We start from the raw sequence: 13,675 nt of genomic DNA on the forward strand, positions 1-13,675 counted from the left end.
CCGATATGGCTACTGGTCGCAAGTGCTACGACACGTGTCCGATTGCTATCGGATCGTGATGCTCAGATTCCCCTCAAGACTAATGACGCTGGTCGCATGGGGTCACTACTGTCCTCCGAAACCGAGGAGGACGGAGCCAGTAAGCGATGACCGAAGTATCGGTGGCCAAGGAAGACGCGGCCGCGACCGGCGAACTGGTCGTCCTGAAGAGCGTCAACAAGCACTTCGGCGCGTTGCACGTACTCCAGGACATCGACCTGACGATCGCCCGCGGCGAGGTCGTCGTGGTCATCGGACCCTCCGGGTCCGGGAAGTCCACCCTGTGCCGCACCATCAACCGCCTGGAGACGATCGACACGGGTTCGATCGCCATCGACGGCAAGCCGCTGCCCCAGGAGGGCAAGGAACTGGCCCGGCTGCGCGCCGACGTCGGCATGGTCTTCCAGTCCTTCAACCTCTTCGCGCACAAGACCGTGCTCGAGAACGTGATGCTGGGCCAGATCAAGGTCCGCAAGGCCGACAAGAAGAAGGCCGAGGAGAAGGCGCGCGCCCTGCTCGACCGGGTCGGCGTCGCCACCCAGGCGGACAAGTACCCCGCCCAGCTGTCCGGCGGTCAGCAGCAGCGTGTCGCCATCGCCCGGGCCCTGGCGATGGACCCCAAGGTCATGCTCTTCGACGAGCCCACGTCGGCGCTCGACCCCGAGATGATCAACGAGGTGCTGGAGGTCATGCAGCAGCTCGCCCGCGACGGCATGACAATGATCGTCGTCACGCACGAGATGGGTTTCGCACGATCGGCGGCAAACCGCGTGGTGTTCATGGCGGACGGACGGATCGTCGAGGAGGCTGCGCCCGACCAGTTCTTCAGCAATCCGCGCAGCGACCGTGCCAAGGACTTCCTGTCGAAGATCCTGCACCACTGACGTGTCACACCGTTGAGGTGTCACATCGTTGACGTAGCGCACAGCTGACGTGCCACCCGGATCGACCACCGACGGCTCGACTCTCTTCACCACCCAAAAGGATGTTCATCATGAAGCTCCGCAAGGTCACCGCCGCCTCGGCCGCCGTTCTCGCCCTCGCCCTGTCCGCGACCGCCTGCGGCGGCGACAGCAAGGACGAGGGCTCCGGTTCGGGTTCCGGCGGTGGCGACACGATCAAGATCGGCATCAAGTACGACCAGCCCGGCCTCGGCCTCAAGAAGCCCGACGGCTCCTTCTCCGGCTTCGACGTGGACGTGGCGACGTACGTGGCCAAGCAGCTGGGCTACAAGCCCGACCAGATCGAGTTCGTCGAGACCAAGAGCGCCGACCGCGAGAACGCGCTCGCCCGTAACGACGTGAAGCTCATCGCGGCCACCTACTCCATCACCGACGAGCGCAAGCAGAAGGTCTCCTTCGCCGGCCCGTACCTGCTGGCCCACCAGGACCTGCTGGTCAAGAAGGACTCCAAGATCAGCGAGGCCACGGACCTCAACGGCGAGAAGCTGTGTTCCGTGACCGGCTCCACCTCGGCGCAGAACGTCCACGACGACTTCGCCCCGAAGGCCCAGCTGAAGCAGTACGGCGGCTACTCCGAGTGCATCGCCGGCCTGCAGAGCGGCGCCGTGGACGCGGTGACCACGGACGACTCGATCCTCGCGGGCTTCGCTGCGCAGGACAAATACCAGGGCCAGTTCAAGCTCGCCGGCCTCAAGCTGAGCAACGAGAACTACGGCATCGGTGTGAAGAAGGGCGACACCGCGACCCTGAACAAGGTCAACGCCGCCCTGCAGAAGATGGTCAGCGACGGCTCCTGGCAGAAGGCGGTCGACAAGAACTTCGGCCCGGCCGGCTACAAGAACGAGCCCGCCCCGAAGGTCGGCGTCATCGTCAAGTAACGCAGGGACCCACCGGCGCGCCGCCGCCCGCCGCGATCAGGGCGGCGGCGCGCCGCGCCTGTCCATGTACGCCACACACACGCCACACACCCGGAAGCGCGGGAGATCGTGTTCGACTTTCTTGAAGGTTACGACGTCCTCGAGGCGTTCTGGATGACGGTGAAACTCACCGCCCTGTCCGCCGTCGGCTCCCTGATCTGGGGCACCCTGCTGGCCGCGATGCGGGTCAGTCCGGTCCCGTTGATGCGCGGCTTCGGCACCGCCTACGTCAACATCGTCCGGAACATCCCCCTCACGGTCATCATCGTCTTCTCCTCGCTCGGCCTCGCCGACATCTTCGGCATGACGCTGGGCGCGGCGGACAACTTCGACACCCTGAGCTTCCGGTTGGCGGTGCTCGGCTTCACCGCGTACACCGCGGCCTTCGTCTGCGAGGCGATCCGCTCCGGCATCAACACGGTGCCGCTCGGCCAGGCCGAGGCGGCTCGCGCGATCGGGCTGAACTTCAGCCAGACCCTGCGCCTCGTGGTGCTGCCGCAGGCCTTCCGCTCGGTCATCGGCCCGCTGGCCAACGTGCTCATCGCGCTCACCAAGAACACCACCGTGGCGGCCGCGATCGGCGTCGCCGAAGCCGCCCTCCTGATGAAGGAAATGATCGAGAACGAGGCCCAGACGCTCGCCATCGGCGCGGTCTTCGCGCTCGGCTTCGTAGTACTGACCCTGCCGACCGGCCTCCTCCTCGGCTGGCTCGCCAAGCGACTGGCGGTGAAGCGATGAGCTCGGTCCTCTACGACACTCCGGGCCCCCGCGCCAAACGGCGCAACGTGGTCCTGTCCATCGTCTTCGCCCTCCTGCTCGTCCTCCTCCTGTGGTGGCTGTGGCAGAAGATGGACGACAAGAAGCAGCTGGAGTGGAACCTCTGGGAGCCCTTCACCACCGGTGAGGCCTGGACGACCTACTTGCTGCCGGGCCTGGGCAACACCCTCAAGGCCGCGGCGATCTCCATGGTGATCGCCCTGCCGCTGGGCGCGGTCTTCGGCATCGCCCGGCTGTCCGACCACGCCTGGGTGCGGGGCGTGGCCGGCACGGTGGTCGAGTTCTTCCGGTCGATCCCGGTCCTGCTGCTCATGCTGTTCGCCAACCAGTTCTACGTCCAGTACACCGACGTCAGCAGTGAGCAGCGGCCCCTGTACGCCGTTGTCGCCGGCCTCGTGCTCTACAACGCCTCGGTGCTCGCCGAGATCGTCCGGGCCGGCATCCTCTCGCTGCCCAAGGGGCAGACGGAGGCGGCCTTCGCGGTCGGTCTGCGCAAGGGCCAGACGATGTCCAGCATCCTGCTCCCGCAGGCCGTCACCGCGATGCTCCCGGCCATCGTCAGCCAGCTGGTCGTCATCGTGAAGGACACCGCGCTGGGCGGCGTCATGCTGGGCTTCACCGAACTGCTCAACTCCCGCAGCACGTTGGCCGCCAACTACGCCAACGTCATCCCCAGCTTCATCGTCGTGGGGCTGATCTTCATCGCGCTGAACTTCACCCTGACCAGCTTCGCCGGCTGGCTGGAGCGCCGGCTGCGGCGCAGCAAGAAGAGCACGGGGGCGGTGCTCGGCGAGGACACGGTGGAGGTCAACCCGGCGGCGGTGCGCGGTGCCTACGGAACCGGCGAGAACACCGGCGGCGGATTCTGACAGTCAGTCAAGTGGGTTGAACGGTCCACCCGGACGACACGGAGGCAGTGGCATGATCGCCACTGCCTCCGTCACTTGACGCAAGCACCGGCAATAGGTTGCATACGTTCTGTGATCGTGCACCCTGCTCCAACCTCCTGTTCACATACATCTCCCGGCATTCCGCTGCGGGCAGGGGGCGCCGCGCCGTGGACCCGGTGATCATCGTCGGAGCGGGGCCCGTCGGGCTCACGCTCGCCCTGGCGCTGGCCCGCCAGGAGGTCCCTTCCGTGGTCCTCGACGAGGGCCCCGGGAAGGACGAACCCCGCCTGGCGCGCACCGCCGTCCTGCACGAGGACACCGCCGCCCTCATGTCACGGCTGACCGGGGTGCCGGTCACCGAGCTGGGTGTGCACTGGTCCGGATGGCGGTCGATGCGTCGCAAGCAGGTGATGCGCGAGGTCGACTTCGACGAGACCGGGGACGCCCCCCTGCACCTCGCCCAGCACGTCCTCACCGGCGCCCTGCGCACCGCCCTCGCCGAGGAGCGGCTGGTCAAGCTCATCCCGGACAGCCGTCTCGACACCATCGAGCAGGAGCCCTCGGGCGTCACCGCCCACACCCGCGGCCCCAAGGGCACGTGGTGGCGCGGGAGTTACCTGGTCGGCTGCGACGGCACGCGCTCCACCGTGCGCAAGCTCGAGGACATCCGCTTCCCGGGCCGTACGGCCGTGGAACGCCACGCGGTCGCCGCCCTGCGCGTGGAACTCCCCTGGGAGGACCGGGCGTTGCTCCACCGGATGCCGCCGTGGCGGACCTCCGGACCGTCGGCCGGCGAGATCAGCGCCCGCCCGCTCCCCGAGGGTGTGTGGCGCCTGGACTGGCTGCTGCCGCCGGGCAAGGACCTGGTCACACCCGAGCTCCTGGTCGCCCGCGTCCGGGAGACCCTGGCCGGCTGGACGGGCGGTTCGACACCGCCGTACGAACTCCTCGACACCGGAGTCCACACCGTGCACCACCGGCTGGCCCGCCGTTGGCGCGCCGGGCGGGTCTTCCTCGCCGGGGACGCGGCGCACTGCCTCGGGGCGCTCGGCACACAGGGGCTCGACGAGAGTCTCCGGGATGCCGACAACCTCGCCTGGAAACTGGCCCTGGCCTGGCATCACGGCCCTCACGAGGCCCTTCTCGACAGCTACCAGGCCGAGCGGCGCGCGGTCGTCGCCGGTCGGCTGCGCACCGCCGACCAGGCGCTGCCACTGCTGCGCGGCGGCGGAGGCCTGCGCTCGGTGGTCCCCGGCTCGGCCCGCGGCCACGACGCGTTGCTCACGGACGGTCACTTGGGGCGCGGCCCGCTCGGCGCGCCCGGGGCGTACGCCGACTCGCCCCTCGCGCCCCTGCACCTCGAAGGAGAGGTGCCCGTGGACACGCTCCCGGGGTCGCCGGTCGCGGATGTGCGGGTCACCGCCGAGGACGGCTCGTTCGTACGGCTGCGCGAGCGCCTCGGCCGTGGCGCGCTGCTCGTCGTCCTGATCGCGCCGGGCACCGGGGTGTGGGAGCGCAAGCACTGGGTGACCGCCGGAATCATGCCCCGCCTGGTCGCGGCGGTGACCGCACTGCCGCACTCCGCCGAGCTCCTGGTCGCCGAGGAGTACCCGGGCGCGGCCCCGCACACGATCCTCCTCGTACGGCCCGACGGCCACCTCGTCACGGCACTGAGCGGGGTCCGCCCGGCCGACCTGTACTCGGCGGCCGAGACGGCGCTCGGAGGACCTCCGGCGAAGACCGGGGCGGACGCGGGGGCCGGCTCGCGTTGACGTGCTCACTGTCACTGTGCGTCCACATAGTGACAGTGAGTTGAAACGCCTCGGGCCCTCATGGTGTACTCCGGATCGTGACCGACACCTGTGTGCGCCTGTGGCGGAGGGTCCATATGGACCTCGTCCGCTATGCGGGTTGCGTGTGTCGCCCGTCCTGCTGAATTCGCCTCTCCCTCTTTCCCGCGTGCCGCGCCTGTGCGACGGCACGCTGTCGCGAACTTTCTCAGGACGGTACCCGTGTCTGTCTCCCCCGCCTTCCCCTCGGTCTCCGCCGCCGTCGCGCCGCCCACCCAGGCCGAACTCCTCGACTTCGTACGGCGCACCGCCGCCGACGCCGAGTTGATCGACTCGCTCCCGCTCGACCCCGAGGGCCGCACCTGGGTGCGCCTGGAAGGGCCCGGCGGCAGCGAGGCCTGGCTGATCGGCTGGCCGCCCGGCACCGGCACCGGGTGGCACGACCACGCCGAGTCCGTCGGCGCCTTCATCACCGCCGCGGGCGAGCTCAAGGAGAACTCCCTCGCCGCCCGGCTGCCCGCCGACGGCTGGAAGACCCTGGAACTCTCCGACGAGGTCGACCGCGAGCGACGACTGCCCGCCGGCAAGGGCCGCTCCTTCGGGCAGCACCACGTCCACGAGGTCCTCAACGAGTCCACCGAGGTCCACGCGATCTCCGTACACGCCTACTACCCGCCCCTCCCCCAGATCCGCCGCTACAGCCGCACGGGCCAGATCCTGCGACTGGAGCACGTGGAGCGGCCGGAGGACTGGCAGTAGGCGGGTAGGCGCGGGCTACGAGCGGATCGGAGCCTGTCGGTGACGGCTGTTGCCCCGAGGGCGCAGTTCCTTGAGGCCGTCGAGGAGGGTGGGCACGGGCGGCAGGGTCTGGCCGGTATCTGCGGCCGGCTCCTCGGCGGTCCTGCAGCCCAGGGTCGCTACCGGGGCATCTCCCCAGGGCCGGCATCCCGCCAGGGATGCCCGGTCCTGCCTGCTCGGCGATGCCTCACCCGCGCCGGGCACAACCCTTTCAGAACCCCTCGTCGCCGAGGAACTCCGTCTCCTGCCCCTCCTCCTCCAGCGCCTGCCGGACCACCCGCAGGGCCAACCCCTCGGAGTAGCCCTTGCGGGCGAGCATGCCTGCGAGGCGGCGCAGTCGCTTGTCGCGGTCGAGGCCACGTGTCGCGCGCAACTTGCGGTCGACGAGTTCGCGGGCCGTCGTCTCCTCCTGCTCGGAGTCGAGCTGCGAGACGGCCGCGTCGATCAGCGTGGGGTCGACGCCCTTGGTGCGCAGTTCCTGGGCGAGCGCCCGCCGGGCGAGTCCCCGGCCGTGGTGCCGGGACTCCACCCAGGCCTCCGCGAACGCGCTGTCGTTGATCAGCCCGACCTCCTCGAACCGCGACAGCACCTCCTCGGCGGCGTCGTCGGGAATCTCCCGCTTGCGCAGCGCGTCGGCGAGTTGCTTCCGCGTGCGCGGGGTCCCGGTGAGCAGGCGCAGACAGATCGCCCGCGCCCGCTCCACCGGGTCCGCCGGAGGCTCCCCCTGCTCGGCCCTCGACAAGGAGGGGCCGCCTCCGTCCTCACCGGGCGAGTCCCCGAAGCCGCGCCGGCGCTGCCGACGCCCGCGGGTACCGCCCGCGCCAGGTGCTCCGCCGCCTCGACGCGAGCTCCGGCCGAACGCCCCGGAACCACGCGCCTCCCCGTCACCGGACTCGTCGCCGCCCGGCCCACCGTCGCCGTACGTCCCCCCGTCACTGTGGGAACGGTCGCCGCGGTAGGACGGACCGGCGCCGTGAACGAAGTCGTCGCCGTACGACACCGAACGGCCGTGTCCCCCGTCCGCTCCATGCCCCGTGCCGTCCCCGTACCCGTCGCCGCCCGGCCGAGCAGAACCCCCGTCGCCCTTTCCGCTCCACCCTCGCGGAGCGTCCTCGTACTCAGCCCAGTCGGTTCGCCGTGTCACGGGATCAGCTCTTGGCGGCCGGAGCCTTGGCCTTCGTCGCCTTCGCGGCCGCCGGAGCCGGCACCTTCGCGACGTCGTCCGCGGCAGCGGACACCGCGGCGTCCGCACCCGGCTCCGCGGCAGGCTCCTCGGGCCGCACGCCGACGCCCAGCTTCTCCTTGATCTTCTTCTCGATCTCGTTGGCCAGGTCGGGGTTGTCCTTGAGGAAGTTGCGCGCGTTCTCCTTGCCCTGGCCGAGCTGGTCGCCCTCGTACGTGTACCAGGCGCCGGCCTTGCGGACGAAGCCGTTCTCGACGCCCATGTCGATCAGGCCGCCCTCGCGGCTGATGCCCTGGCCGTAGAGGATGTCGAACTCGGCCTGCTTGAAGGGCGGCGCGACCTTGTTCTTGACGACCTTGACGCGGGTGCGGTTGCCGACCGCGTCGGTGCCGTCCTTCAGGGTCTCGATGCGGCGGATGTCGAGTCGCACCGAGGCGTAGAACTTCAGCGCCCGGCCACCGGTCGTGGTCTCGGGGGAGCCGAACATCACGCCGATCTTCTCGCGGAGCTGGTTGATGAAGATGGCTGTGGTTTTGGACTGGTTGAGCGCGCTGGTGATCTTCCGCAGTGCCTGGCTCATCAGACGGGCCTGCAGACCGACGTGGCTGTCGCCCATCTCGCCCTCGATCTCCGCGCGCGGGACGAGCGCTGCGACGGAGTCGATGACGATGAGGTCGAGGGCGCCGGAGCGGACCAGCATGTCCACGATTTCCAGGGCCTGCTCGCCGTTGTCCGGCTGGGAGAGGATCAGGTTGTCGATGTCGACGCCGAGCTTCTTCGCGTACTCGGGGTCGAGGGCGTGCTCCGCGTCCACGAAGGCGACCTGGCCGCCGGCCTTCTGCGCGTTGGCCACCGCGTGCAGGGTCAGCGTGGTCTTGCCGGAGGACTCCGGTCCGTACACCTCCACCACGCGGCCACGCGGCAGGCCGCCGACGCCGAGGGCGACGTCGAGTGCGGTCGACCCGGTGGGGATGACCTCGATGGGCTCGTTCGGCCGCTCGCCGAGGCGCATGACGGCGCCCTTGCCGAACTGCCGTTCAATCTGTGCGAGAGCGGCATCCAATGCCTTCTCGCGGTCGGTTCCTGCCATGGGTTCCACCCGGTTTGCTTGAGTCGATCGCTTCACGTCAAAGACGCTAACGCCTGCCACTGACAATGCGCCCCGACGCCCGTCCAGCCTGTGGATAACTAGGGGACTTCTCCATGCGAACCATGTCGAAACGCCCGTCGTTGGCATCGCCGGAGCTTCCATATGAATGGATGTTCGATTTTCGTGTCAAGCGCACCACGCGGCACCCGGGACACTTCCCGCTGCCCGCTCCGGCGGCTTCCTCCGGCCCCTCTGCGGCTACTTCCCCCGGCGTACTTCAGGTGCCTTCGGCGGTACGACGACCGCACGGGCCGTCCCCGCGAGTCTTGTGCCATGCAGACCCCGACGAGCACCCGAGAAGCGACCTCGCCCACCCCCGTGCCGCCCGGCCTCGTCATCCCGCTCGCGGCGGCGGCCCTGCCGACCTGGCGCACCCTGTTCATCGGTGTGGGTGGGATCCCGACCCCGGACACCGGAGACCGTCTCTCCGCGGCCTGCCTGGCCCGGAAGGGAGCGCGGGCATGATGGACCCGGCCCTGACGGATGCTTCCGCGGCTCCGGCTCCGGCTCCGGCCCGGACGTCGGTACGGCGGGCCGGCGGTGCACGCCGCGTGGAGCGTCTGTGCCACATCACCGGTCTTCTCCTGGTCCTCTCCGGGCTCGCGCACCTGGTGGTGTTCGCCGTGGACGGCGGCCCCTGGGACGGACCGGTCTCCTGGCGCAAGCCGGTGACGTTCGGGGTGTCCTTCGGGGTGACCCTGATCGCGGTCACCTGGGTCACGTCGTATCTGCGCCTCGGCCCGCGGCCACGGGCCCTGCTCCTCGCGGTGTTCGCGGCGGACTGTGCGGTGGAGGTCGGTGGTATCACCCTCCAGGCGTGGCGCGGGGTGCCCTCGCACCTCGACATGGAGACACCCTTCGACACGGCGGTGTCCATGACGCTGGCGGTGGGCGGCGGCGTCCTGGTGGTGCTGCTGACGGTGTTCGCGGTCGCCTCCTTCCGCCACCGGCCCTCGGGCCCGGCGGGGATGGACCTGGCGGTGCGGTCGGGGTTCGCCATCCTGCTGGTCGCGCTCGCCTCGGGCGCCGCGATGATCGCGCGCGGTGTCGTCCTCACCCGCACCGGCCACCAGGAGGCGGCCTACCACTCGACCGCCCCGCTCAAGCCGCTGCACGGTGTGAGCCTGCACGCGGTCCTGGTCCTGCCCGCACTGGCCTGGCTGCTGTCGCGCACGCCCTGGAGCGAGCCACTACGGCGACGGCTCCTGTACGCGGCGCTCGGCTCCTACGTCACGGCCGTCATCGGCGCCGCGGTGTGGGCCGCCCTCACCTACTGAACCCGCACCCTCAGGACGAGTCGTCGCCGTCGGCGGAGTCCTGGGTTTCCGGCCGCCGCCGCTGCCACAGCGCACGCACACGCGTGACCGGCGAGGGCCCCTCGCCCCGCCTCCGGTGGCCGTGGACACGTGGGTCGTCGGTGACGGCGTACCGCTTCACGTACGCCCCCAGGAACGCCTGCAGGGTGGCGACCGCCGGAATGGCGATCAGGGCACCGACCGCGCCGAGGAGGGCGGTGCCCGCGATGACCGAGCCGAAGGCGACCGCGGGGTGGATGTCGACGGTCTTCGAGGTCAGCTTGGGCTGGAGGACGTAGTTCTCGAACTGCTGGTAGATCACCACGAAGACCAGCACCCACAGCGCGTACCAGGGATCGACCGTGAAGGCGATCAGCATGGGCAGGGCGCCCGCGAGATAGGTGCCGATGGTCGGGATGAACTGCGAGACCAGGCCGACCCACACGGCAAGCACGGGCGCGTACGGCACGTCGAGGGCCTGGAGCAGGACGAAGTGCGCGACTCCGGAGGCGAGCGCCATCAGACCGCGCGAGTAGATGTAGCCGCCGGTCTTGTCCACGGCGATCTCCCACGCGCGCAGCACCTCGGCCTGGCGGGCGGGCGGCAGGACGGAGCAGATCGTGCGGCGCAGCCGGGGGCCGTCCGCGGCGAAGTAGAACGAGAACAGCCCGATCGTCAGCAACTGGAAGAGGCCGCCGAGGACCTGGGCGGAGACGTCCAGGACGCCGGTGGCGCTGTTCTGCACGTAGTTGCGCAGCCAGTCGGAGCGCAGCAGCCCCTCCTGGACGTCCACCCGCTTCAGCTCGGTGTGGAAGTGCCCGTTGATCCAGGCGATGACGGAGTCGAGGTAGTCCGGGAAATCCTCGACGATCTTGATGATCTGGCCCGCGAGCATGGACCCGAGCAGCGTGACGAAGCCGGCGGTCACGATCAGCACACCGAAGAAGACGAAGAAGGCGGCGAGCCCCCTGCGCATGCCCCGCGAGGCCATCTTGCTCACCGCGGGTTCGATGGCCAGGGCCAGGAAGAAGGCGATGAGGATGTTGGTCAGCAGGCCGATCAGCTGGTGGAAGGCCCAACTGCCGAACTGGAACACGGCGATGAGGGCGAGCGCGAGCACCATGGCACGCGGCAGCCAGCGCGGCATGCGGGCGTTCGGCCCGGCGCCGTCGGCCGGGGGCCGCGTGGGGGGCGTCGCGCCGAGCGGAGATGCGTGCTGGGCTGCCTGCCCGGACTCGTCAGTGGGTGCCACGGAGCAAGTCTCGCCCACCCGACTGACAATGGCTGCCGTCCTGCGATCTTCGTGACCGGTCAGTGCCACTTTCGGGAGATATTCACGCCCACCGGTCGCAACGTCTCCCCGGAATGTCCACGCCGTCTCAGTGCCGCTCGCCCGGAACGTTCATCACGGTGCACACCACACGCCACACGTCCTTGGCGTCCCAGCCCGCGTCCAGCGCCTCGTGCACCGTGCGCCCACCGAGCTCCGTCATCACATGATCGCGCGCGAAGGTGTCGGCGTACCCCGGACCGAAGTGTTCCGCCATCCGCTGCCAGAAGACCGTCAACCGCATGACTCCAGTATCCCGCCCCTGGGGGTGGCCTCGGCCGGGACCGCTTGCCGAGACCGCTTTCCGCCCTACGGTCTGACGCATGCCCGAAACAGGAGCTTCCCCACTCCCCCAGACGCCACCGGCGCACTCCCCGCTCTTCCGCGCCGAGCACTTCGTCTGGCTCACCGCGCGTGTGCTGGAACAGCGTCTGTTCGCGTACCACTTCCTGAACGGCGGCCCCGACCCGGTGGAGACGGCCCTGGATGCCTACCGCAACGCGGACGGCGGCTACGGCCACGCGCTGGAGCCGGATCTGCGCGGCCCGGTCAGCCAGCCCCTGCACACCGCTCACGCCCTGCGCGTGCTGGACGCCGTCCGACGCTGCGGCGGACAGCGTGTGGAGCGCGTGTGCCGCTATCTCACCTCCGTGTCCACTCCGGACGGCGCACTCCCGGCGGTCACTCCCGCCCAGCGCGGCTATCCGACGGCCCCCTATATGCCGGTCGTGGACGCCCCGCCGAGCGAACTGCTCGCCACCGGCCCCGTGGTCGGTCTGCTGCACCGCAACGAGGTGTGGCACGCCTGGCTGTTCCGGGCCACGGACTTCTGCTGGCAGGCCGTTGAGTCACTCCAGGTGTCCCACCCGGACGAGATCCAGGCCGCGCTGACCTTCCTGGACTCCGTCCCCGACCGCCCGCGCGCGCAGGCGACCGCCGACCGCCTCGGCCGCCTGGTGCGCGAGCAGCGTCTGGCCGCGCTGGACCCCTCGAACCTCGAGGCGTCCCCCGTCTTTCCCGGCTACGCCCCGGGTGAGCACCACTTCCCGCACGACTACGCGAAGACGCCGGACTCCCTCGCGCGCGCGTGGTTCACGGACGACGAGATGTCCCGTTCGCTGGACTTCCTCGCGGCCGAACAGCGGGAGGACGGCGGCTGGCCGACCCGCCGACGCCACTGGGCACCCACCACGGCCTCCGAAGCGCGCCCCCTGGTGACGATCGAGGCCCTGCAGACCCTGCGCGCTTACGGCCGCGAAGTCGGCTGAGCCGACACAAGGGTCACGCCCACACCCGCGTGACGGCGGCCTCTCGCGTCCCTACGGCCCGCACCGCCGCCGTCACGCCCCGATCGCCCGTACCCCCGCCGTCACGACCACCGCGGCCGCGACCACCAGTAGGAACGGCGCCCGCAGGAGCAGCGCCACGGCGGCCGCGGCAAGCCCCGCGGCCCGCGCGTCGAGCACCGGCACCCGCCCGTCGGCGAAGGTCTGCTGCGCGGTGAGCGCGGCCAGAAGAGCCACCGGCAGCAACGCGGCAAGACGCTTCACGAGGGGCCGGTCGAGAACGCCCGCCGGCACGAGCAGCCCGAGGAGCTTGACGGCGTAACAACCGACGACGGTGGCCCCGATGGCGACCCAGACGTTCACCGTCCCTCCCCCCGCACCCGCTCACGACGTCCTCGCACCCACAGGACAAGAGGCGCGGCTAGAGCGGCCGCGAGCACCGGCACCCCGGCGGGCAGCACAGGAAGCAGGCCGAGCCCCAGCAGCACGGCGAGCCCGGCCACGACCCGCTCGGTGCCGCTCTTCACCATGGGCGCCAGAAGCGCCAGGAAGACGGCGGGCCCGGCCGCGTCCAGCCCCCACGCGCGCGTGTCCCCGATCGCGTCGGCTCCCAGGGCGCCCAGCAAGGTCGTCAGATTCCACAGCACGTACAGACTCAGCCCCGTGACGGCGAACCCGATGCGGGCACTGCGCCGCGTGGGCTGAGCCAGCGAAACGGCCGCCGTCTCGTCGATGACCCACTGGGCGGCAAAGGGGCGCATCAGGCGCGGGAGGGCAAGCAACTGCGACAGCCGCAGCCCGTAGAACGCGTTGCGCACCCCAAGGAAGAAGGCCCCGGCGGCCGCTGCAAGCGGGCTTGCTCCGCCGGCGAGCGCTCCTACGAGCGCGAACTGGGACGCACCGGTGAACACCAGGAGGCTGAGCGCACAGGTCTGCGTCAGCGTGAGCCCGCTGCCGGCCGAGGTCACCCCGAAGGCGAACCCGGACAGTCCGACGGCCACCCCCACCCCGAGGGCGTCTCGTACGACGGCGGCGTCCGGCCTGCCCCCACCGTCGGCGTCCGTACGCGACTGGGCATACCGCCGCCGGTGCCGCGCCCGCTCCCTGAAACCCGCCATGCGCCCATTGTCACGCCGACGCCGACGCCGACGCCGTCCGCGGTGTCGGGGCAGGCTGTCCGGCAACCCCGGTCCGTGGGGGACCCCCGCCCCCTTGAGGGGGCGAAGCAGCGAGGAGACGCCGCCGGCGTCCCCCGCCC

Annotated in this window: 16 protein-coding genes; 10 read left to right on the forward strand and 6 right to left on the reverse strand. The window is 70.4% G+C overall.

Going from position 1 to position 13,675, the window contains the following annotated elements; translation table 11 throughout:
- The first annotated feature begins 146 nt into the window (after positions 1-146).
- The 7 genes from ACGFWE_RS33860 to ACGFWE_RS33890 all read left to right on the forward strand — a co-directional run bounded on the left by ACGFWE_RS33860 (position 147) and on the right by ACGFWE_RS33890 (position 6,134).
- Positions 147-923 carry an amino acid ABC transporter ATP-binding protein gene (locus ACGFWE_RS33860; protein ID WP_352382412.1) on the forward strand — a complete coding sequence of 259 codons (777 nt, stop codon included), beginning with the start codon at positions 147-149 and terminating at the stop codon, positions 921-923.
- 110 nt (positions 924-1,033) lie between these two features.
- Positions 1,034-1,879: a glutamate ABC transporter substrate-binding protein gene (locus ACGFWE_RS33865; protein WP_352382414.1), complete on the forward strand. Its 846-nt coding sequence runs from the start codon at positions 1,034-1,036 to the stop codon at positions 1,877-1,879.
- A gap of 108 nt (positions 1,880-1,987) precedes the next feature.
- Positions 1,988-2,656 carry an amino acid ABC transporter permease gene (locus tag ACGFWE_RS33870; RefSeq protein ID WP_352382416.1) on the forward strand — a complete coding sequence of 223 codons (669 nt, stop codon included), beginning with the start codon at positions 1,988-1,990 and terminating at the stop codon, positions 2,654-2,656.
- Positions 2,653-3,564, forward strand: coding sequence for an amino acid ABC transporter permease (locus tag ACGFWE_RS33875; protein WP_393603869.1), 912 nt, complete (start codon positions 2,653-2,655; stop codon positions 3,562-3,564). Before ACGFWE_RS33870 ends, ACGFWE_RS33875 begins: the two co-directional genes overlap by 4 nt.
- 188 nt (positions 3,565-3,752) lie before the next feature.
- A complete protein-coding gene (locus tag ACGFWE_RS33880) occupies positions 3,753-5,357 on the forward strand; it encodes an FAD-dependent monooxygenase (protein ID WP_393603871.1) in 1,605 nt (534 codons plus the stop codon).
- 116 nt (positions 5,358-5,473) lie between these two features.
- Positions 5,474-5,521 carry a hypothetical protein gene (locus tag ACGFWE_RS33885; protein WP_309506048.1) on the forward strand — a complete coding sequence of 16 codons (48 nt, stop codon included), beginning with the start codon at positions 5,474-5,476 and terminating at the stop codon, positions 5,519-5,521.
- A 76-nt stretch (positions 5,522-5,597) separates the two neighbouring features.
- A complete protein-coding gene (locus ACGFWE_RS33890) occupies positions 5,598-6,134 on the forward strand; it encodes a cysteine dioxygenase (protein ID WP_393603873.1) in 537 nt (178 codons plus the stop codon).
- Between the two features lie 250 nt (positions 6,135-6,384).
- Here the strand turns inward: ACGFWE_RS33890 and recX are convergent, their stop codons facing one another.
- Together recX and recA are read right to left on the reverse strand one after the other, a co-directional pair.
- Complete coding sequence (recX, locus tag ACGFWE_RS33895; RefSeq protein ID WP_393603875.1) at positions 6,385-7,317, reverse strand: recombination regulator RecX; 933 nt, start codon at positions 7,315-7,317, stop codon at positions 6,385-6,387.
- A 4-nt stretch (positions 7,318-7,321) separates the two neighbouring features.
- Positions 7,322-8,446 (reverse strand): recombinase RecA, encoded by a 1,125-nt coding sequence (gene recA / locus ACGFWE_RS33900; RefSeq protein ID WP_352382424.1) that lies wholly within the window; start codon positions 8,444-8,446, stop codon positions 7,322-7,324.
- 333 nt (positions 8,447-8,779) lie between these two features.
- Between recA and ACGFWE_RS33905 the strand changes: the two genes are divergently transcribed.
- Together ACGFWE_RS33905 and ACGFWE_RS33910 are read left to right on the forward strand one after the other, a co-directional pair.
- Entirely contained in the window at positions 8,780-8,971 is a 192-nt protein-coding gene (locus ACGFWE_RS33905) for a hypothetical protein (RefSeq protein WP_352382426.1), read from the forward strand.
- On the forward strand, positions 8,968-9,783 hold the full coding sequence (locus ACGFWE_RS33910) for a hypothetical protein (RefSeq protein WP_352382427.1): 816 nt from the start codon (positions 8,968-8,970) through the stop codon (positions 9,781-9,783). The genes ACGFWE_RS33905 and ACGFWE_RS33910 overlap by 4 nt, the downstream gene beginning before the upstream one ends.
- Before the next feature lie 10 nt (positions 9,784-9,793).
- Here the strand turns inward: ACGFWE_RS33910 and ACGFWE_RS33915 are convergent, their stop codons facing one another.
- The gene (locus tag ACGFWE_RS33915; RefSeq protein WP_352382429.1) at positions 9,794-11,053 is read right to left on the reverse strand and encodes an AI-2E family transporter; all 1,260 of its coding nucleotides are present in this window, start codon (positions 11,051-11,053) and stop codon (positions 9,794-9,796) included.
- Positions 11,054-11,180: 127 nt separating this feature from the next.
- Positions 11,181-11,375, reverse strand: a complete 195-nt coding sequence (locus tag ACGFWE_RS33920; RefSeq protein ID WP_355734159.1) for a DUF3046 domain-containing protein — start codon at positions 11,373-11,375, stop codon at positions 11,181-11,183.
- Positions 11,376-11,454: 79 nt separating this feature from the next.
- On the opposite strand from ACGFWE_RS33920, the gene ACGFWE_RS33925 reads away from it, so the two are divergent.
- Positions 11,455-12,399, forward strand: a complete 945-nt coding sequence (locus ACGFWE_RS33925) for a hypothetical protein (RefSeq protein WP_393603878.1) — start codon at positions 11,455-11,457, stop codon at positions 12,397-12,399.
- A 72-nt stretch (positions 12,400-12,471) separates the two neighbouring features.
- Here the strand turns inward: ACGFWE_RS33925 and ACGFWE_RS33930 are convergent, their stop codons facing one another.
- Positions 12,472-12,780, reverse strand: a complete 309-nt coding sequence (locus ACGFWE_RS33930; RefSeq protein WP_352382435.1) for an AzlD domain-containing protein — start codon at positions 12,778-12,780, stop codon at positions 12,472-12,474.
- Positions 12,777-13,535, reverse strand: coding sequence for an AzlC family ABC transporter permease (locus ACGFWE_RS33935; RefSeq protein WP_352382437.1), 759 nt, complete (start codon positions 13,533-13,535; stop codon positions 12,777-12,779). Before ACGFWE_RS33935 ends, ACGFWE_RS33930 begins: the two co-directional genes overlap by 4 nt.
- Positions 13,536-13,675: the final 140 nt, after the last annotated feature.

The sequence above is a fragment of the Streptomyces sp. NPDC048523 genome, from assembly GCF_043199815.1.
In the GTDB taxonomy this organism is placed as follows: domain Bacteria; phylum Actinomycetota; class Actinomycetes; order Streptomycetales; family Streptomycetaceae; genus Streptomyces.

Coding starts and splice junctions, on each gene's coding strand:
- ACGFWE_RS33935 (WP_352382437.1), bottom strand. CDS start 13,535: ATGGCGGGTTTCAGGGAGCGGGCGCGGCACCGGCGGCGGTATGCCCAG.
- recA (WP_352382424.1), bottom strand. CDS start 8,446: ATGGCAGGAACCGACCGCGAGAAGGCATTGGATGCCGCTCTCGCACAG.
- ACGFWE_RS33865 (WP_352382414.1), top strand. CDS start 1,034: ATGAAGCTCCGCAAGGTCACCGCCGCCTCGGCCGCCGTTCTCGCCCTC.
- ACGFWE_RS33860 (WP_352382412.1), top strand. CDS start 147: ATGACCGAAGTATCGGTGGCCAAGGAAGACGCGGCCGCGACCGGCGAA.
- ACGFWE_RS33875 (WP_393603869.1), top strand. CDS start 2,653: ATGAGCTCGGTCCTCTACGACACTCCGGGCCCCCGCGCCAAACGGCGC.
- ACGFWE_RS33910 (WP_352382427.1), top strand. CDS start 8,968: ATGATGGACCCGGCCCTGACGGATGCTTCCGCGGCTCCGGCTCCGGCT.
- ACGFWE_RS33925 (WP_393603878.1), top strand. CDS start 11,455: ATGCCCGAAACAGGAGCTTCCCCACTCCCCCAGACGCCACCGGCGCAC.
- ACGFWE_RS33905 (WP_352382426.1), top strand. CDS start 8,780: ATGCAGACCCCGACGAGCACCCGAGAAGCGACCTCGCCCACCCCCGTG.
- ACGFWE_RS33920 (WP_355734159.1), bottom strand. CDS start 11,375: ATGCGGTTGACGGTCTTCTGGCAGCGGATGGCGGAACACTTCGGTCCG.